The sequence below is a fragment of the Actinoplanes sp. URMC 104 genome, from assembly GCF_051386375.1.
In the GTDB taxonomy this organism is placed as follows: domain Bacteria; phylum Actinomycetota; class Actinomycetes; order Mycobacteriales; family Micromonosporaceae; genus Actinoplanes.
The window spans coordinates 261,905-280,023 of record NZ_JBPQTO010000011.1 but is presented as its reverse complement, the minus strand read 5'-3'; the positions used below and the strand labels follow the sequence as shown (position 1 = coordinate 280,023).

Annotated in this window: 20 protein-coding genes and 1 pseudogene; 6 read left to right on the top strand and 15 right to left on the bottom strand. The window is 72.9% G+C overall.

The annotated features are described in order from the left end of the window. Window position 1: 1 nt before the first annotated feature. Both ACSNN8_RS27105 and ACSNN8_RS27100 read right to left on the bottom strand, forming a co-directional pair. Window positions 2-757 (bottom strand): hypothetical protein, encoded by a 756-nt coding sequence (locus ACSNN8_RS27105; protein ID WP_436652391.1) that lies wholly within the window; start codon window positions 755-757, stop codon window positions 2-4. Beyond that, the gene (locus ACSNN8_RS27100; RefSeq protein WP_436652390.1) at window positions 757-1,263 is read right to left on the bottom strand and encodes a SigE family RNA polymerase sigma factor; all 507 of its coding nucleotides are present in this window, start codon (window positions 1,261-1,263) and stop codon (window positions 757-759) included. The genes ACSNN8_RS27105 and ACSNN8_RS27100 overlap by 1 nt, the downstream gene beginning before the upstream one ends. Window positions 1,264-1,393: 130 nt before the next feature. On the opposite strand from ACSNN8_RS27100, the gene ACSNN8_RS27095 reads away from it, so the two are divergent. Both ACSNN8_RS27095 and ACSNN8_RS27090 read left to right on the top strand, forming a co-directional pair. Continuing rightward, the gene (locus ACSNN8_RS27095) at window positions 1,394-2,077 is read left to right on the top strand and encodes a GNAT family N-acetyltransferase (protein ID WP_436652389.1); all 684 of its coding nucleotides are present in this window, start codon (window positions 1,394-1,396) and stop codon (window positions 2,075-2,077) included. Window positions 2,078-2,233: 156 nt separating this feature from the next. After that, complete coding sequence (locus ACSNN8_RS27090) at window positions 2,234-3,847, top strand: ABC-F family ATP-binding cassette domain-containing protein (protein ID WP_436652388.1); 1,614 nt, start codon at window positions 2,234-2,236, stop codon at window positions 3,845-3,847. A gap of 44 nt (window positions 3,848-3,891) precedes the next feature. On the opposite strand, the gene ACSNN8_RS27085 is transcribed toward ACSNN8_RS27090, so the two are convergent. The 6 genes and pseudogenes from ACSNN8_RS27085 to ACSNN8_RS27060 form a co-directional block, all read right to left on the bottom strand. Next, entirely contained in the window at window positions 3,892-4,338 is a 447-nt protein-coding gene (locus tag ACSNN8_RS27085; RefSeq protein ID WP_436652387.1) for a DUF6918 family protein, read from the bottom strand. A gap of 162 nt (window positions 4,339-4,500) precedes the next feature. After that, window positions 4,501-5,256, bottom strand: a complete 756-nt coding sequence (locus ACSNN8_RS27080; RefSeq protein ID WP_436652386.1) for a lipase family alpha/beta hydrolase — start codon at window positions 5,254-5,256, stop codon at window positions 4,501-4,503. A gap of 152 nt (window positions 5,257-5,408) precedes the next feature. Continuing rightward, window positions 5,409-5,555, bottom strand: a pseudogene (locus tag ACSNN8_RS27075) (IS30 family transposase); the annotation flags it as partial. A gap of 98 nt (window positions 5,556-5,653) precedes the next feature. Further along, the gene (locus tag ACSNN8_RS27070) at window positions 5,654-6,136 is read right to left on the bottom strand and encodes a hypothetical protein (RefSeq protein ID WP_436652385.1); all 483 of its coding nucleotides are present in this window, start codon (window positions 6,134-6,136) and stop codon (window positions 5,654-5,656) included. Between the two features lie 19 nt (window positions 6,137-6,155). Next, a complete protein-coding gene (locus ACSNN8_RS27065) occupies window positions 6,156-7,124 on the bottom strand; it encodes an ABC transporter substrate-binding protein (protein ID WP_436652384.1) in 969 nt (322 codons plus the stop codon). A gap of 157 nt (window positions 7,125-7,281) precedes the next feature. Then, window positions 7,282-7,953: an MBL fold metallo-hydrolase gene (locus tag ACSNN8_RS27060; RefSeq protein WP_436652383.1), complete on the bottom strand. Its 672-nt coding sequence runs from the start codon at window positions 7,951-7,953 to the stop codon at window positions 7,282-7,284. A gap of 132 nt (window positions 7,954-8,085) precedes the next feature. Here ACSNN8_RS27060 and ACSNN8_RS27055 point away from each other — a divergent pair, with 132 nt between their 5' ends. Then, entirely contained in the window at window positions 8,086-9,042 is a 957-nt protein-coding gene (locus ACSNN8_RS27055; protein WP_436652382.1) for a TIGR03885 family FMN-dependent LLM class oxidoreductase, read from the top strand. Window positions 9,043-9,045: 3 nt separating this feature from the next. On the opposite strand, the gene ACSNN8_RS27050 is transcribed toward ACSNN8_RS27055, so the two are convergent. Next, complete coding sequence (locus ACSNN8_RS27050; RefSeq protein ID WP_436652381.1) at window positions 9,046-9,549, bottom strand: hypothetical protein; 504 nt, start codon at window positions 9,547-9,549, stop codon at window positions 9,046-9,048. Window positions 9,550-9,706: 157 nt separating this feature from the next. Here ACSNN8_RS27050 and ACSNN8_RS27045 point away from each other — a divergent pair, with 157 nt between their 5' ends. Then, window positions 9,707-10,495, top strand: a complete 789-nt coding sequence (locus ACSNN8_RS27045) for a class I SAM-dependent methyltransferase (RefSeq protein WP_436652380.1) — start codon at window positions 9,707-9,709, stop codon at window positions 10,493-10,495. On the opposite strand, the gene ACSNN8_RS27040 is transcribed toward ACSNN8_RS27045, so the two are convergent. Together ACSNN8_RS27040 and ACSNN8_RS27035 are read right to left on the bottom strand one after the other, a co-directional pair. Further along, entirely contained in the window at window positions 10,470-11,681 is a 1,212-nt protein-coding gene (locus ACSNN8_RS27040; protein WP_436652379.1) for an LCP family protein, read from the bottom strand. The genes ACSNN8_RS27045 and ACSNN8_RS27040 overlap by 26 nt on opposite strands. 440 nt (window positions 11,682-12,121) lie before the next feature. Further along, window positions 12,122-12,805, bottom strand: a complete 684-nt coding sequence (locus tag ACSNN8_RS27035) for a S1 family peptidase (RefSeq protein WP_436652378.1) — start codon at window positions 12,803-12,805, stop codon at window positions 12,122-12,124. Window positions 12,806-12,962: 157 nt separating this feature from the next. On the opposite strand from ACSNN8_RS27035, the gene ACSNN8_RS27030 reads away from it, so the two are divergent. Further along, the gene (locus ACSNN8_RS27030) at window positions 12,963-14,411 is read left to right on the top strand and encodes an aldehyde dehydrogenase family protein (RefSeq protein WP_436652377.1); all 1,449 of its coding nucleotides are present in this window, start codon (window positions 12,963-12,965) and stop codon (window positions 14,409-14,411) included. Here the strand turns inward: ACSNN8_RS27030 and ACSNN8_RS27025 are convergent. After that, window positions 14,389-15,195, bottom strand: coding sequence for a hypothetical protein (locus ACSNN8_RS27025; RefSeq protein WP_436652376.1), 807 nt, complete (start codon window positions 15,193-15,195; stop codon window positions 14,389-14,391). The two genes, ACSNN8_RS27030 and ACSNN8_RS27025, sit on opposite strands and share 23 nt — an antisense overlap. A gap of 7 nt (window positions 15,196-15,202) precedes the next feature. After that, the gene (locus tag ACSNN8_RS27020; RefSeq protein ID WP_436652375.1) at window positions 15,203-15,892 is read right to left on the bottom strand and encodes a DivIVA domain-containing protein; all 690 of its coding nucleotides are present in this window, start codon (window positions 15,890-15,892) and stop codon (window positions 15,203-15,205) included. 119 nt (window positions 15,893-16,011) lie between these two features. On the opposite strand from ACSNN8_RS27020, the gene ACSNN8_RS27015 reads away from it, so the two are divergent. Continuing rightward, entirely contained in the window at window positions 16,012-16,359 is a 348-nt protein-coding gene (locus ACSNN8_RS27015) for an MmcQ/YjbR family DNA-binding protein (protein WP_436652374.1), read from the top strand. Window positions 16,360-16,367: 8 nt separating this feature from the next. On the opposite strand, the gene ACSNN8_RS27010 is transcribed toward ACSNN8_RS27015, so the two are convergent. Together ACSNN8_RS27010 and ACSNN8_RS27005 are read right to left on the bottom strand one after the other, a co-directional pair. Further along, complete coding sequence (locus tag ACSNN8_RS27010; protein ID WP_436652373.1) at window positions 16,368-17,150, bottom strand: ABC transporter permease; 783 nt, start codon at window positions 17,148-17,150, stop codon at window positions 16,368-16,370. After that, window positions 17,147-18,112: an ATP-binding cassette domain-containing protein gene (locus ACSNN8_RS27005; protein WP_436652372.1), complete on the bottom strand. Its 966-nt coding sequence runs from the start codon at window positions 18,110-18,112 to the stop codon at window positions 17,147-17,149. Before ACSNN8_RS27005 ends, ACSNN8_RS27010 begins: the two co-directional genes overlap by 4 nt. Window positions 18,113-18,119: the final 7 nt, after the last annotated feature.

Genomic DNA, 18,119 nt, shown 5'->3' with positions numbered 1-18,119 from the left:
CTCAGCCGACGACGAAGGGCTTGCCGACGGGCAGCTTCGTGCCGGCGGCGTCGTAGGCGGCCCAGTTGGTGACCTTCGGCAGCTGGCCGGGGGTCACCTTGCCCTCCTGGTACTCGGGGCTGTTCTTGTCGACCTTCTGGTAGACGTCGTCGAAGCCGAACCAGAACAGCACGACGTCCGGGTCCTCGCTCCACACCGCGGTGCCGGCGGTGACGACCCGGCCGCGGGACTCGACGGTGATCTTCGTGGCGGGGCCGACGTAGTAGCCGTACATCGGCAGGTCGACGTTGTCGAGGTTGGACGGCAGGCCGATGGCGTGGAAGCCGGGGCTGCGGTCGGGCGCCACGTCGTCGAACTGGTTGTGGCACGGCCCGAGCTTGCCGCTGGTGGCGGCGGCGCACGCGCGGACGCCGAAGGTGATGTCCGGGTACGCCGGGTTGTCGTTGCGGAACGCGGTCACCACGATCTCGCGGTCGCCGCTGCGCAGCCCGGTGGCCACCGGCTGGCCCCAGCTGCCCTCGGCGTCGACCGCCGCGACCGGCCACGCGCTGCCCGGCGCCGGTGCGGGCTGACGCGTCTGCCACACGGTCGCCGCGACGGCGGTGAGGGCGACGACGGCGGCCGCGGTGACGGCGCCGGTCGCGAACCGGCGGCGGCGACGCAGCCGGCGGCCCTCGGTGAGGATGGCGTCGAGCGCGGGCGGGCGGGCGTCGTCGGGCTGCTGCAGGGCGGCGCGGAAGGTGTCGAGGTCGGTCATCAACGGGATCCGTTCTCCACGAGGTCGGCGGGGTCGAGGGTGACGCGCAGCTTGGCCAGCGCCCGCGAGTTGAGGCTCTTGACCGTGCCGACCGCGACGTCGAGCTCGGCGGCGACGTCCTTCTCGCTGAGGTCGAAGTAGTGCCGCAGCACCACCACGGCCCGTTCCCGGTCGGCCAGAGCGGCCAGGGCCGCCAGCAGCCAGCGCTGGTCGGTCACGTCGCCCGCGAGGTCGTGCCCGGAAGGCCGCTCCGGCGGCGCCTCGTGGGCGTCCTCGCGAAGCGGGCGGCGCCACTGGTCCTTGAGGTGGTTCACCATGACCCGGCGGGTGTACGCGTACGGGTCCTGCTTGCGCACCCGCCGCCACGCCGCGTACGTCTTCACCAGCGCCGCCTGCGCCGCGTCCTCCGCCTGCTGCTCGTTGCCCGTCAGCAGGTACGCCGCGCGCCGCAGGCGGTGGAAGCTCGCCCCGGCGAACTCCGTGAACTCCGCGTCACCGCGCGCCATGGGCCATCCTTCGGTTCGTCATGTCAGCTCGACGTGCGAGCCACCGTAAAGGTTCGCTGCGCTATGCGGCCGGTCACACCCGGGGGCGTCCGGCGGGGCGGGCGGCGCCGGCCGGGGTAGGAAGGCAGCCATGACGACCGTGGACCGGGCAGTGCTCGACAACCCCGTGTGGGCGGCGCTGCTGCACGGGCAGAAGGCGTTCGGGGACGTACGGGGGCAGGCCGCGCGGTTCCTCCCCGAGGTGTCACCGTTCGCGGCCGTCGGCGACGCGTCGGGCTGGGCGGACCTCGCGGAGCTGACCGGCCCGGACGGGTCGGTGCTCGTGCCCGCGGCCCCGGACGGGCCGGTGGCCGGCTGGGAGCGGCTCGGCGGCGGCCGGGGCGTGCAGCTCACCGGCGAGGACGTCGCCGGCGCGCCGGACCCGGAGGCGGTCGTGCTGACCGCGGCGGACGTGCCCGAGATGCTCGACCTGGTGGCGCGCACCCAGCCCGGGCCGTTCGGGCCGCGCACCCGCGAGCTCGGCGTCTATCTGGGCATCCGGCGCGCTGGCGCGCTGGTCGCGATGGCGGGGGAGCGGCTGCGCCCGCCGGGCTGGACCGAGATCAGCGCCGTCTGCACGGATCCGGCGTACCGCGGTCAGGGTCTGGCGCGGCGGCTGGTGGCGGCCGTCGCGGCGGGGATCCGCGACCGCGGGGAGCTGCCGTTCCTGCACGCGGCGGGCACCAACGCCGACGCGATCCGGCTCTATCTGGCGATGGGCTTCCGGCATCGGCGGGACCTTAATTTCCACGCCTATCGGCCGTCGGCGCGCTAAGCTCGCCACGCTCGACGACGAGGCGGGAGAAGAACGTGGCAGGGGACGACGACATCTCCGGGTGAGCCACCCGGCAGGTCCGATCGTGTCCTTCTCTCCTGCCCGGACGCCCGCGGGGGCCTCCGGGCGGGCCGTCCTGTCTCGCGGAGCCTCCCCATGTCTGATGGATTCATCGTCTGCACCGCCCTGTCCTTCTCGTGGCCGGACGACACGCCGGTCTTCGACGACCTCACCGTGTCGGTTCCCGGCGGCCGTACGGGGCTGGTCGCCGCCAACGGCGCCGGCAAGAGCACGCTGCTGCGCCTGATCGCGGGCGAACTGCGCCCGACCGGCGGCACGGTCTCGGTGGGCGGGGTGCTCGGCTATCTGCCGCAGCACCTGCCGTTCGCCGGCGAGCAGACCGTCGCCCAGGTGCTCGGCGTCGACCGCACCATCGCCGCGCTGCATGCCATCGAGTCCGGCGACGCCGGCGAGCAGCACTTCGCGGTGGTCGGGAACGACTGGGACGTCGAGGAGCGCTCCCGCGCCGAGCTCGACCGGCTCGGCCTCGGCGACGTGGGACTCGACCGGCGGCTCGGCACGCTCAGCGGCGGCCAGGTCGTCTCGCTCGGGCTGGCCGCGCAACTGCTCAAGCAGCCCGACGTGCTCCTGCTCGACGAGCCGACCAACAACCTCGACGCCGCGGCCCGCGACCGGCTCACGGCGGTGCTGCGCGGGTGGACGGGCTGCCTGCTGGTGGTCAGCCATGACCGCGCGCTGCTCGACGAGATGGACCGGATCGCCGCCCTCGACCACGGCGCGATCCGTTGGTACGGCGGGAACTTCACCGCGTACGCCGAAGCGGTCGAGGCGGAACGGGACGTGGCCGACCGGCAGGTCCGCAACGCCGAGCAGGACCTCAAGCGGCAGAAGCGCGAGATGCAGCAGGCCCGAGAGCGCTCCGCCCGGCGGCAGTCCACGGCGGCGCGCAACCTCGGCAGCGCGGGGCTGGCCCGCATCCACGCGGGCAACCTCAAGAACAGCGCCCAGGTGTCCGCCGCGCGCAGCAACGACGTGCACGCGTCGCGGGTGGTCGAGGCGCAGGCCCGGTACGACGACGCGAGCTGGGCGGCGCGGCAGGACGACCGCATCGTGATCGAGCTGCCCGCGACGGCCGTTCCGGCGGGGCGGACCGTCTTCTCGGGCGAGCGCCTGCAGGCCGCGTACGAGGGGCGGCCGGTCTTCGCCGCGGGCGGGATCGACCTGAGCATCCGCGGGCCCGAGCGGATCGCGCTGCTGGGGCCGAACGGCGCGGGCAAGTCGACGCTGATGCGGCTGATCAGCGGCGACCAGGCGCCGGTGTCGGGCACCGCCGTGCGGGCGGAGGGGCGGGTGGCGTACCTGTCGCAGCGCCTCGACCTGCTGGACGAGGACCGCACCGTGGCCGAGAACCTGGCCTCGTCCGCCCCGGCGCTGCCGGACGCGGAGCGGATGAACCTGCTGGCGCGGTTCCTGTTCCGCGGGAGCCGGGCGCATCTGCCGGTGCGGGTGCTCTCCGGCGGGGAACGGCTGCGGGCCACGCTCGCGTGCGTGCTGCTCGCCGAGCCCGCTCCGCAGTTGCTGCTGCTCGACGAGCCGACCAACAACCTCGACCTCGAGAGCGCCGGCCAGCTCGAGGCGGCCCTGCTCGCGTACCGCGGCGCCTTCGTGGTCGTGAGCCACGACGAGCGGTTCCTCGACGCGATCGGCATCGGCCGCCGGCTGGTCCTCGAGGACGGCCGGCTGTCCTGACAGCGACGGGGGCCGCCCAGCGGCAGCCCCCGTCGCCGAGCCGATCAGGCGGCGTACTTCTCCACCAGCGCGCCGAGGGCCGGCAGGGCGGCCTCGATGTGCTTGGACGCGCCACCGCGAACGGTGTTGTACGCCTTGACGACGACGGCCTTCTCCGACGAGCGGGCCATGTCGTCGGTGACCTTCAGCAGGGCCGGGGTGACCTCGTCCTGACGCTTGACCAGGTAGTCACCGAACGAGCCGCCGCCCGCGACCTGGAAGTCCGCCCAGAACGGCTGCAGCTGCTCGAGCATCGACGGGACCATGATGTTCAGGGTCTCGGTGTAGTAGCCCGGCGCGAACGAGGTGACCGCCTTGTAGGCGAGCTTCACCGCGGCAGCCGACACGCCCGACTTGTTGGCGAGCTCCGACTCGACCAGCGCCTGGGCGTCCTTGACGATGGCCTCCTTGGTGGCCGGGTTGTCGGAAAGCTCAAGAAGGTTCGAAACCATGGTTGTGCGCGCTCCTGTTCACAAGACGACGGCGAGCAGAGTACTCAATGAAGAAACACTTTCAACTCCTGCCTCAGCCGTCCCGCGATCTTCGGTCTGAACGGTGCTGGGGACCGGCCGTTCAGCCGGTGTTTCGCGGCGTGCCCCGGCGGCTGCCGTCTGCTAGGGGCACGCGGTGGGCTCGGTCAGCGGGTCCGTGCCCAGCGCGTCGAGGACCAGAGCGGTGACGTACGGGTCGGTGGGCAGCTCGCCGTGTGCGGTGCGGGCGGCCGGGCAAATGCTCTGCAGCGACAGGTTGACCGCGCCGTCGAGGCGCGCGGAGTCCGGCGGCTGCACGGTCTCGTCGTTCTCCGTCCAGATCGACAGCCACGGCAGCCGCGCCGGCAGCGGGTCGTCGATGCCGTCGAGCAGCTCGCTGCCCGGCGCGAGCTCCTGACAGGCCCGCGGGCACGCGCCCGAGGCGAACCTGGCGCCGAGCCCCGCCAGTTTCGTGCCGTGCAACGGCGACCCCAGCGACACCACCCGGCGCGCCTTCTCCGCGCCGCCGTGCCGATCGACCCACAGCCGCGCGACCACGCCGCCCGCCGAGTAGCCGACCACGTCCACGCTGGGCGCTCCCACGGCCAGGGCGTCGCCCACGGCGGCGTCCAGCGTCGCCGCCTGCTCCTCCAGCGCGCCTGTGCCGTCGCCGGGGAGGGTGAGGACCTTCGCCGTACGGCCCTCGGCCCGCAGGCGGTCGGCGAGGCGGCCCAGCGCCGTGCGGCTGCCGCCGTATCCGGGAACCAGCAGCACCGGGCCGGGCTGCGCCTGATCGGGGCGGGGCCCGTCGTCGTCCCCGCCGTCGACCAGTCGCATGCCGACGAGCGCGAGCAGCACGACCGCCACGACACCGGCGGCTCCGAGCCCGACATATCGCACAAATCCATGATGCGGCAGCGGCCGGCCCGGTGCCTGTGGATAACGCGAGCCGGACCCTTCCGCGGTGGAGTAGGTTGGCCGCCCCCGGGTGGGCGGGGGTCTGGGCGGGCCCACCGGTGATCGCGAGGCCCGGGCGTGATCGGTGCGGAGGCGGTGAGGCGAGGCCGGCCGTTGAGTGCGGCGGCGACGGCGGCCAGGTGCTCGGGACCGTGCTGGATCGGGTCGGTGCCTTCAGGGAAGTACTGGCGTAGCAGCCCGTTGGCGTTTTCGTCGCTGCCGCGTGGCCAGGGTGAGTGGGGCCGCGGAAGGGTGGCGCGGGCCGACGACCTGTGGTGGGGCGGTCGCGCGGAGGCGGTGAGGTGGGGCCGGCCCGGCGGGCCGGCCCCGGGCGAGCGGGCTACTTGACGGTCTTGCAGGTCTGCTCGAACTTGTCGCCGGCGGCCCCGAAGCCCGGCTTCTCCGAGGCGGCGAACGGGTCGGGCTCGCCGGCGACCTGCTTGACCTCGACGGCGAAGGCCTGGGCCTCGGTGGTCACCGTGCTGCCGGGCGCGCCCGATGCGGCGAGCTTCTCGAGCGTGGTGGCGAGGTCGCCGAAGGCCTTCTTGGAGGCGGCCGCGGGGATGTCGCCGTTGCTGTCCAGCGAGGCGCCGATGGTGCGGGTGAAGGTCTTCATGGCGGCCTCGGCCTGCTTGCAGAGCGTGGCGTCGCTCGCGCCGCCTCCGCTCGGCGCGCGCGTCACCTCGCCCGTCGCGGCCGGCGCCGCGGAGGTCGCGGTGGTCGCAGCGGGTGCCGGGGCGGCCGCGGTGGGTTCGTCGTCGCCGCAGGCCGCGAGGCCGGCGAGCGCGGGCAGGAGCAGGAGGGGAAGGAGGTGTCTTCTCACGGCCGTGGAGAGTAGACGATCATCTAGGCAGCAGTTGATCGAGGGCCGGTGCCTTCTTGAAGATGCCGTCGCGCCGGCCCAGCGCCGCCACGCGTTCCAGCGACGGGCGGTTGATGTCCTCGGGCCAGCTGGGCAGGATCATCGCGATCCGCACCGTGTCGTTGATCTGGGTGTACGTGCCGACGACGTCGCGCACCTCCTCGGGGTGCCCGGCCGCGTAGCGCAGCGACTCCTTGATCGCGTCGGTGAAGTCGGTGACCAGCTTGGGCTTCGCCGTGATCGTGCCCTGGCTGGTGAAGTACAGCGCGACGGTGAGGTCGGGCGCGGTGTCCACGAAGTTGGACGCGAGCACCTGGCCGCCCTGGGTGAGCACGGCGCTCAGCTGCGGCTCGACCACCCACGCCGCGTCGACCCGGCCCGCCTGCAGGGCGCCCGGCATGTCGGGGAACGGCATCGCCTGGAAGCGCAGGTTCGCGGCGTCGCCCCCGGCGCGGCGCACCGACTGCCGTACGGTGGTGTCGCCCAGGTTCTTGAGCGTGTTCACCGCGATCCGCTTGCCCGCCAGGTCGCGCGCCGAGCGGATCGGGCTGCCGCCGGTCACCACGATCGCGGAGAAGTCGCGCCCGGACCGGCCGGTGGAGGTGACCCCGTTCGCGACGGCCCGCAGCGGCGCGCCTGCCGACTGCGCCGCCATCAGCGAGGTCACGTTGCTGAAGCCGAACTGGTACTTGCCGGAGAGCACGCCCTCGACGATCGGCGCGCCGCCCTGCTCGGTGGAGAGCGTCAGGTCGATGCCGCGCCGGGCGAAGAACCCCTTCTGCTTGCCGAGGTAGATCGGCGCCACGTCGATGATCGGGATGACGCCGACGGTCACCTTGGCGCCGCCACCGCCACCGCCCGTGCCGTCGGCCCCCGGGTCGTCGGAGGTGCAGGCCGCCGCGGCGAGCAGTGTCGTCACGGCGATGGCAGCGGCGAGGATCCGGCGCATGGTGTGCCCTTTCGAATACGCGGCGCGACTGCGCCCGGCGAAACCTACCTGATCACCGGGCCGAAAGGGACTGGCGGAAAGGGAAATTTGAAGATCCGGACGGACCGGAGGAACGGACGGGGGCGCTCCAGCGTGGACGGGCCGCCGGGCAGCCGGCTCAGAGCGACGCGGCGAGCTTGCGCAGCGCGTCGGCCGCGCCGGTGGTGAGCGGGTCGCCGTGGCCGGGCAGGATCGTGCGCACGTCGAGCGTGGCGAGCTTCTTCACCGAGGCGGCGGCGCCCGCCTGGTCCTCGGTGTACTGCGGATCCGAGCCGGCCAGTCCGTCCGTGGTGCGCAGTGCGTCGCCGGCGACCAGCGTGCCGGTCGACGGGTCGAAGATGGAGATGTGGCCGAACGTGTGGCCGGGCGTGCCGACGACCCGCAGGCCGAACACCTCGTCGCCGTCCGCGAGCCCGGTGAGCGGCTTGTCGGTGGCGATGCCGGCGACGTCGTCCTTGCCGGTGTAGAACGTGGCGTTCGCGGCCTGCGGCGCCACCCCGCCGAGCCCGCCGGCGTGGTCGTCGTGTTTGTGGGTGAGCACGACGTGGCGTACGGCCGCGAAACTGCTGCCCGCGGCGGCGAGCCCCTGGCCGATGGCGTCGGCCGACCCCGCGGTGCCGAGGTCGACGATCGCCGCCTCGGAGCCGCGGACGAGCAGATAGGCCGACACGAACGAGAGGTTGACCCGCTGCCAGCCGGTCGGGGGCGCGGAGGGCGACGAGGCCGAGCCGGCGGCCGGGGGAGTGTCGGCGGCGCCGGAGCAGGCGTTGAGCACTGCCACCCCCAGCACTCCCGCTCCGCCGGTGAAAAGCAGGCGTCTGCTGAACCGGGAATCATGCATACCCGATGCTGACGTGCGGCGGCGGGTGAACGCCAGCGGTTGGCCGATTCCTGTCGGCCGGCGCGGGGTAGAAGGGAGGCCATGACGGAGTACGGCATCCATGCCTCGCACGAGCAGATCCCGCCCGCCGAGTTGCTCTCCGCCGTGGTCGCCGCGGAACGCGCCGGCTTCGACGCGGCGATGTGCTCCGACCATTTCTCGCCGTGGAGCAGCCGGCAGGGCCAGTCCGCGTTCGCCTGGTCGTGGCTGGGCGCCGCCCTGCAGGCGACGAACCTGTCGTTCGGCGTGGTGAACGCGCCGGGCCAGCGCTACCACCCCGCGATCATCGCGCAGGCGATCGGCACGCTCGGCGCCATGTATCCGGGCCGGTTCTGGGCCGCGCTGGGCAGCGGGGAGTACAGCAACGAGCACATCACCGGCGAGCCGTGGCCGCGAAAGGAGGTCCGCGAGGCGCGCCTGCTGGAGTGCGTCGAGGTGATCCGCGGCATGATGGCCGGCGAGGAGGTCTCGCGTGACGGGCTGGTCAAGGTCGACCGGGCTCGGCTGTGGACCCGGCCCGAGGTGGCGCCGCCGCTGATCGGCGCCGCGGTCAGCACGAAGACCGCCGCCTGGTGCGCCGGCTGGGCCGACGGCCTGGTGACGGTCAACGCCGAGGAGGACCACCTGCGGTCGATGATCTCGGCGTACCGGGACGCGGGCGGCCGCGGCCCGGTGTGCCTTCAGGTGCACCTGAGCTGGGCCCCGACCCAGCACGAGGCCGAGGCCGTCGCGCACGACCAGTGGCGCAGCAACATCTTCGCCCCGCCGGTCTGCTGGGACCTCGAGACCGTCGACCACTTCGACGTGGTCAGCGAGAACGTGACGGTCGAGCAGGTGAGCAAGACCGTCAACATCTCGGCCGACCTCGAGTGGCACATCGAGAAGCTGCGCGGCTACGCGGCGCTCGGGTTCGAGCGCATCTATCTGCACCACGTCGGGCAGGACCTCATGCCGTTCATCGACGCGTTCGGCGCCAAGGTGCTGCCGGCGCTGCGGTAGCCGTCAGGGCTGGGCGGCGCCGCAGTCGGTGCGGAACTGGTACGTCGTGGTGTTGGTCCTCGACCCGCCGGCGTAGTCGATGCGCATGCCGGCCGCGGAGCCGTCGAGCGGCCCGCTGCGGTTGATCACGAGCAGCAGGTTGGCCTCCTCGCCGGCCCGCACGGTCGCGTTCTCGGCCGGCATCCGCGACGCCCAGGTCGAGTTGGCCGCCGGGGGATAGACGGCCGTGCTGATCGGGGTGCGGCCGCTGCCCAGCGGCACGAGGAACGCCTTGCCGGTCGTGACGCCGCGGGCGTCCGCCAGGCTGATCTTCTGAACCACGAGGTCGGCGTCGGCGGGCGCCCGCACGACGTCCCCGATCACCATGTCGGCGCCCTCGGGAGCGCGCACACACTGCGTCACCGGATCGCCGCCGAACACCATGCCGCCGTCACTGCTGGAACCGCACGCGCCGGCCGTCACCGCCAGCACCACACCGACCGTGCCCAGGCCACTTCGCCGAATCATGGCTGGGGACCGTACCCGCTGATTGTTACGGAACGATCTCGTTGCGTAATTGTCGGTAACCGCCCTCCGTGACGACGGAATCCTTCGTGGACGATCTTGAAAGGTGCTGTTTCCGGGGCCTCTGGCCAAGGTCCGCCGCACCCGGCAGGATGGCGCCGTGTCCTGGCGCAAGTACCTTCTGATTCCCCGGCTGACCCTCACCGCGATCGGCGCGCCTCGATCCCAGGCGCGAGCGTGGGACCGCTTCTGGGGCGATGTCTCGCGCACCGGGCCGCGCGGCGACGTGCTGTGGGAGGCGGACGAGCCCGCCGAGCTCGAGCGGCTCACCGCCGCCCTGCGCCGGCACGCCGACCTGACGCTGCCGATGGTGGACCTGGGGTGCGGGTCCGGCCGGCAGGCGTACGCGCTGGCGGCGCTGGCCTCCCGGGTGATCGGCATCGACGGGTCGGCGGCCGCGATCGCGCGTGCCCAGGGCTCGGCGGGAGAGGTGGCGTTCCGGGTCGCGGACGTCGCCGGGTCCGGGCTGGGCGCGCGCCTGCACGACGACCTGGGCGACGCCAACGTGCACATCCGCGGCGTGCTGCACGTGCTCGACGACGGGGCCCGCGCCGCCGTGGCCGCGAACGTCGCCGCCGTGCTGGGCGAGCGCGGCACGCTGTACCTCTGCGAGACCAACCACACCGGCGACCCGCTGGACTACCTGCTCGACCAGGGCGCCCGGCCGACCCGGCTGCCGCCGCTGGTGGACCGGCTGATCCGGGCCGGGGTGCGCGCGCCGCGGCGTTTCGGGCCCGAGGAGGTCGCGGCGGCCTTTCCCGGCGACGCGTGGACGGTGCTCGAGCAAGGCGCGACCGAGGTGTACGGGGTGCCGCTGGAGCCGGGCGGGCCGGTGCAGCGAATCCCCGCGTACTACGCCGTCGTCAGGACGCGGCCGTCGCGTCGTTGATCAGCATCTCGGGGTGCCGGCCCAGGAACGCGGGCAGCTGGTCGGCGGCGGTGGCCTCGAACAGGCGCCGCGTGTCCTCGGTGATGCCCTCGCCGCCCTGCTCGCCCTGGGCGTACGTGCCGTTGTTGGTCTTGATCGGGATCAGGTCGCCGGCGGCGAGACCCTTGAGCCCGAAGATGAAGTTCTGCACCGGCACGCCGTGGGTGTCGGTCTTGAGCGACTTGCCGGCCGCGGCGAGGATCTTCGAGACCTTCGAGGGGTTGCCCATGACGCCGGCGCTGCTGGCCTTCTTGGCCATCGCGCGCAGCAGCTGCTGCTGGTGGCGCTGCCGGTCGTAGTCGCCGTTCGCCGAGTGGCGCAGGCGGGAGAACTCGAGCGCCTCCCACGGCTGCATGTTGCGGCAGCCCTTCTTGAACACCAGCGCGTTGCGGGGCTTGGTCGTCGGGTCGGCGCCCGTCGCGTACTCGACCTTGCCGTCGTTGACGACGTAGTGGCTGGACCACATCTCCTTGTCGACGCAGAGGTGCACGCCGCCCATCGCCTCGAGGATGCCCTTGAAGCCGTTGAAGTCGATGACCACGACGCCGTCGAACTCGATGCCGGTCAGCTGGTGGATGGCCTTGGTGGCCAGCTTCGCCCCGCCCTCCCAGCCCCGCCCGTTCTGCGAGCCGAAGAGGTACGCAGCGTTGATCTTGGTGGTCTCGCCGCGGAAGCCCATCTCCGGGTCGGCCGGGATCTCGGCGACCGTGTCCCGCGGGATCGAGATCATGTACGCCTGGTCGTGCGAGGCGGTGATGTGCAGGATCATGATCGTGTCGGACCGCGACTCGCCCTCTTTCCACCCCGTACGGGTGTCGAGGCCCAGCATCAGCATGTTCATCGCGCCCTCGGGCAGCTTGCCCGCGGTGACCGTCTTGTTGCCGAGCCCGTCGTTGTCGAGCACGCTCGAGGTGGTCTGGATGTTCGACGTGAGCTGGTTGAGGAAGTACTTGACCGCCACGAGGCCACCGACCCCGACCAGCGCCAGGATCACGCCGAACGTCGTGACGAGCTTGGCCCACAGCGGCGCCTTGGCGCGGCGGGACTTGGCCTTCTTGCTGGCCTTGCCGGATCCGCCGCCGTAGGTCGTGGTGCGCTGTCCCTGGCGGGCGTCACGATCGCCTCTCGTGGCGGTCTGTGCCGGCATCTGCAATAGCTCCCTCGTGTGACACGGGCGTCCGGCCCCTCCGGAGTACGGAGACCGCCCGCGCCGGGCTCAACGCCGTCAGAACAGATATATGGTCGCGATCTATTAGTCAACCCCGCTTGACGTCCGGTGACCCCGCGGAAACGGTCCGGATGCGAATCGCCGAAAATCGGCACGCTGGGTAGCGGACCGACAGCATCGAGCGCTCCTCCCATTGTTCGACAAAGATCGAAGACCTGCCCGTCCGATGCCCGGTTTGGCCTGCTTTTCCATTCCACGCTCATCCCGCGCCACCGTTGTTCGGCGCGCATTTCTGGGAAAGGGCTGAACGTTTTCCGTGCGCCATTTCCGCGGTTGTTCGGCGGGAGTCAGGAAATGGCGAAACGGACGAGGGCGGTGTGCGGGCCCGGCCCGCACACCGCCCTCGTGGACGGGCGACGTCAGACGCCGGCGACCTGGGTGATCCAGGCGCGGTTGTAGGCGACGCTGCCGTAGTACTGACGGCTGGTGCCGTCGGCGGTGGAGGCGACACCCACCTGGGCGCCGTTGTAGACCTGCGGGCCGCCGGAGTCGCCGCGCCACGCGTTGCCGTTGATCCGGGTGCTGCCGATCGCGCGGCCGCCGTACGCGTCGGTCTGGTTGGTCGAGGTGACCTGCACGGTGGCGGTCTTCAGCGTCGTGGACGCGCTGCAGCCGCTGTAGCAGGTCATGCCCCAGCCGTAGATCGAGTTGGTGGAGCCGACCGGCGGGTACGCGCTCGACAGCGGCATGTAGGTCGTGGTGATCGGCGAGCTGAGCCGCATCAGGGCCAGGTCGGAGCGGGTCGACGTGCTGCTCACGGTGCGGGTCGTGCCGCCCGACGTGCGGTTGACGCTGCCCACCCGCACCGACATCGTGCCCGAGATGCAGTGCCGGGCGGTCAGCACGTAGTTGGCCGAGATGATCGTGCCGGAGCAGGTGAAGCTGCCGTTGCTGAGGACGGCCGCGGCCCACGGCGCGGACGAGACGGTGCCGCCGCCGATGATGGTGGTGCCAGGGTCGCCGGCGGCCGAGGCTGCGGCGGGGACGGCGACGGCGCCGGTCAGGGCGGCGGTGAGCGAAGCGACGACGATGCGGATGCGCACGCCGGACTCCTTTCGGGGGTCGTTCGACACGGCACGAACCGGTCCGGTCCGCCGACGCATCGAAGCTTGTCGAAGTACCGTACGTTGCGCGGCCGGAAAAGGGTTACAGCCCACTTCGCCCCTATCACCGTGTGATGACCGCCGTTAGCGTGGACGCGTGGAACATCAGATGTTCGTCGGCGGCGCCTGGACGGGCGCGCGGTCCGGCGCCACCACCGAGGCGACCAGTCCGGCCACCGGCGAGAGCCTCGGCCACGTGCCCGAGGGCGACCGCGAGGACGCCCGGGCCGCGATCGCGGTCGCGCGGGCGGCCGCACCCGGCTGGGCGCGGTGCACCGCCTTCGAACGGGCCGCGCTGCTGCACCGCGTGGCCGACGTGGTCGAGGCGCGCCGCGACGAGCTCGCCCGTACGCTCACCCTCGACCAGGGCAAGCCGCTGCGCGCCGAGGCCTACGACGAGGTCGACGAGCTCGTCACGTACTGGCGGATGGCGGCCGAGGACGGCAAGCGGCTCGCCGGCCTGCTGCCCAACTCCGCGTCGCCGGGCCGGCGCGCGATGGTCGTCCGGCGCCCGCGCGGCGTGGTCGGCGTGATCACCCCGTGGAACTGGCCCTACACCATGCCGGCCGAGCTGATCGCCCCCGCGCTCGCCTGCGGCAACACGGTGGTCTGGACGCCCGCGCAGTCCACCTCGGTGGCGGCGGTCGCGCTGGCCGCCTGCATCGCCGAGGCCGACCTGCCGCCCGGCGTGCTCAACCTCGTCACCGGCCCGGGCCCGGTGGTCGGCGACGAGATCGCCCGCAACCCGGGCACCGACGCGGTCGCGTTCATCGGCTCCACCGGCACCGGCAGGCACGTCGCGAACGCCGCGGCCGGCAAGGCGATGCTGCTCGAGCTGGGCGGCAACGGGCCGGTCGTCGTGCTCGCCGACGCCGACCTGGACAGCGCGGTCGCAGGCGCCCTGACCGCGTGCTACCTCTGCGCCGGCCAGAGCTGCACCGCGGGGGAGCGGCTGCTGGTCCACCACGACGTACGGGAGGAGTTCGCGTCGCGGCTCGCGGAGGCGGTGCGGCAGCAGGTCGTGCTGGGCGACCCGCTGGACGACGCGACCACGATGGGGCCGCTCAACAACGCCGGCGTGGCGGCCAAGATGGACGACCACGTGGCCGACGCGGTCCGCCGCGGCGCGCGGGTGCTGACCGGCGGTGCCCGCGACAGGGCGCAGAAGACCGACCTGTTCTGGCAGCCCACCGTCCTCGACGGAGTGAGCCGCGACGCGCTCGTGGCCACCGAGGAGACCTTCGGCCCGGTCGCCCCGATCGTGGGCATCGGCTCGCTCGAGGAGGCCATCGCGCTGACCAACGCCTCCCGGTACGGGCTGCTGGCCGCGATCTACACCGGCGATCTGCGGGCGGGGCTCGCGTACGCCGACGCCGTCCGTACCGGCTGGGTCAACATCAACGAGTCGTCGAACTACTGGGAGAGCCACCTGCCGTTCGGCGGCCGGGCCGGCTCGGACAGCGGCATCGGCCGGGTCGGCGGCAGCCACCCGATGGAGGCGTTCACCGAGCTGCAGACCGTGATCATCGGCGGTGGTGCTTCTTGACGAAGGTGTAGCCGGGCTCCAGCGGGCCCACCTGCTCGGTCTCGGCCGCGCGCAGCTGCTTCTCCGAGGGCTGCGCGCCGCGCGGGAGCTTGCGGACGAAGCCGTTCACCCAGTGGTCGCGCCGGTCGGCGCCGGCCGGCACCGGCTCCACCATGGGGGCGTAGAACACCATGTCGGTGAGGGTCTCGCCGTCGACGGCCGGGTACGACGGGTGGCCGGCCCCGTCGAGGCTGCCGGTCACCCGGGTGAGGAACCCCTCGCGGATCAGCTGGTCGACGGCGTTGCGCAGCAGGAAGGCGCCCTTCGCGCCGCGGCCCAGCCCGGCGCGCTTGGCCAGCAGCTCCTCGCTGAGCACCGCGCTGCCGTCGTCGAAGACCCGGCCCAGCTTGCGCACCGCGTGCAGCACCTTGGCCCGGTTGGACCCGTCGGGCCGGTAGTCGCGGGTGACCACCCGGGGGTCGTACTCGTCGTAGTAGTCGACCCCGTCGACGCGCAGCGGCTCCTCGAGCGGGTCGGTGCGGATCACCACCTCGTCGCGGCCGGGCTGCCACGTGACGGTGACCAGCACGCCGGGCGGGATGTCGGCGGGCCACGTGAGCCCGCCGAACTGCCACTCCACGTCCTGCCGCAGATCGCAGGCGAAGACCTCCCGCGTACGGTGCTCGAGCACCACGTCGACGTGGTCCAGCGCGCTGAGCGGCTCGACGCACTCCTCGGGGGCCGCGCACACGCCGCCCTCGAGGTCGCTGCGCCACAGCGCGAGCCGCCGGCTCACCGTCCGCATGCGGCGATCAGTCCAGGTCGCGGCCGCTGGCGCTGTCGAGCTCGGAGAGCTGGCGGGTCACGTGGTCGGCCAGCGCCTGCTGGTAGGTCTGCGCCAGGCGGCCCAGCTTGTCGATCTCGTCGAGCAGCGCGTTGCGCTTGTCGACCAGGCCGTTCATCGCCTCGGTGTGCTTGCGGCGGGCGTCGCTCTCGATCGTGCTCGCGGTCAGCTGCGCATCGCCGGTGATCTTGTCGGACTCGCCCTGGGCGGCGCCGATGAGCGCGTCGGCCTCGGCGCGGGCGTCACGCATGTGCTCGTCGGCGGTGCGCCGCGCCATGGCCAGCACCGGCGACTCCTTGCCGTCGGCGGCCGCGGGCGGCGGGCCGGCCGGGGTCTCGCGGCGGGCGCGCTCGAGCTGGGTCTGCAGGCTGCGCGCGTTCTGCTCGGCGCGGGCGCGGGCCTCCTGCAGCCGGCCCAGCTGGGCGGTCAGGTCGTTGAGCTCGGCCTCCATGGCCCGGTTGTTCGGCATGGCGGCGGGGCCGGCCGGACCGGGCCGCTGCACCTGGTCGTGCAGCGCACGGTTCTCCTCGAGCAGACGCGTGAGCTCCTGTTCGACCTCGTCCAGGAACGCGTCGACGTCCTCCTCGTCGTACCCGCGCTTGCCGATCGCCGGCTTCTTGAACGCCACGTTGTGAACGTCGGCTGGAGTTAGCGGCATCGTGTCCCTCGGTTCCCTGCTGTTACGACCGTGCCGCCGCATCCTACGCACAGACCCCGGCAGTTCGCTCCCGGTGGCATAACATCAGTTGCTCACTTGACACGTGCGGGAGGGCTGGCATGGCCGATGCCGACGACGTCCGGCGGCTGGCGCTCGCCCTTCCCGGCGCCGTCGAGATCGACAGCGACGGGTTCGACTTCCGCGTCGGCAACCACGGCTTCGTCTGGTCCTATCCGCAGCGTGAGCCCGGGAAACCGCGGGTCCTGCGCACCGACGTGGCGGTGCTCTACGTCGGCGACGAGGCCGAGAAGCAGGCCCTCGTGCTGGGCGAGCCGGCGCTGTTCTTCACCGTGCCGTCCTACGAGGGCCTGCCCCTGGTGATGGTGCGGTTGCCCGAGGTGACCGTCGAACGGCTCGCGGAGCTCGTCACCGACGCCTGGGAGATGCGCCGCTCCGCGCGCCCGTGAGGCGAACCCTAGCGGCTCAGCAGGCGGTAACGGCGGACCGCCGCCGGCGCGGAGACCGCGAGCAGCAGCAGCGGCCACGCCACCGCCAGCAGGACGGCGTGCTCGGCCGGCCACGAGTCGCCGCCCAGACCCGGGTTGCCGAACAGCTCGCGGGCCGCCGCGACGGTGGCGGAGATCGGGTTCCACTCGGCGACGGCGCCCAGCCACGCCGGCATCTGCCCGGGCGCGACGAAGACGTTCGACAGGGCGGTGAGCGGGAAGGCCAGCGGGAAGACGATCAGGCTGACCGTGTCGGGGTTGGGCACCACGCTGCCCAGGTAGATGCCGACCCACGTCAGCGCCAGCCGCAGCAGCAGGATCAGGCCGACGGCGGCCAGCGCGGGGCCGGCGCCGCGGTGTGCCTGCCAGCCGACGAGCAGACCGCACACCAGCAGCACCACCATCTCCATGAGGGCCCGGGTCAGGTCGGCGCCGCTGCGTCCCACCATCAACGCCGACCGGGCCGTCGGCATCGAGCGGAACCGGTCGACCACGCCCCGGCTGATGTCGAGCGAGACGGCGGTGGCGGTCGCGCCCAGCCCGTACAGCTGGGTCATGACGAACACGCCCGGCAGCAGGAACTCGCGGTAGCGGTCGCCGCCGACGGCCATCCCGCTGCCGAAGACGTAGCCGAACACAAGCACGAACATGATCGGCAGCGAGAAGTAGAGGACGATCTGCTCGGGCTCGCGCACGACGTGGCGCAGGTAGCGGGTCGTCATCACCCAGCCGTCGGCGAGTGCGGTGGTCATCGGGTCTCCTCCTCGGCACGGCGGCCGGTCAGGCTCAGGAACGCCTCGTCGAGCGTGGGGCGGCGGACGCCGAGGTCGTCGACGGCGATCCCGGCCGCGTGCAGGGCCCGGGCCGCCTCGACCAGGGCGGCGACGCGGTCCGGGACGGCGACGCGCAGGCGCCGGGAGTCCGGGTCGGCGCCGACCTCACCGGGCGGGGTCCCGGCGACCCGGGCAAGCACGCCGGCCGCCTCCGGCACGTGGCCGGCGTCGCGGACGACGACCTCGAGCCGGTCGGCGCCGATCGCGGCCTTGAGCTCGTCGGGCGTGCCCTCGGCGACGACCCGGCCGGTGTCCGCGACGCAGATGCGGTCGGCGAGCTGGTCGGCCTCGTCGAGGTACTGGGTGGTGAGCAGGACGGTCGTGCCGTCGGCGACGAGCTTGCGCACGGTATCCCACACCTGGTTGCGGCTGCGCGGGTCGAGGCCGGTGGTGGGCTCGTCGAGGAACAGCACCTGCGGCGCGCGGATCAGGCTCGCGGCCAGGTCGAGCCGGCGCTGCATGCCGCCGGAGTACTCGCGGGCCGACCGGTCGGCGGCGCCGGTGAGGCCGAACTGCTCCAGCAGCTCGTCGGCCCGCTGCCGCGCGGCCCGCGGGCGCAGGTGCTGCAGCCGGCCGAAGAGCACGAGGTTCTGCCGGCCGCTGAGCGAGCCGTCGACCGCGGCGTACTGCCCGGTCAGGGCGATGCGCTGCCGCACCAGCTCGGGCTCGCGGGCGACGTCGGCGCCCGCCACGACCGCGCGGCCCGCGTCGAAGCTGAGCAGCGTGGCCAGGATGCGGACGGCGGTGGTCTTGCCGGCGCCGTTGGGCCCGAGCAGCCCGCAGACCGTGCCGGCCGGGACATTCAGGTGGAACCCGTCGAGCGCGGCCACGCCCCGATAGGTCTTGCGCAGCCCGTCGGCCGCGATGGCGGTGGTGGTCATGGCCGTC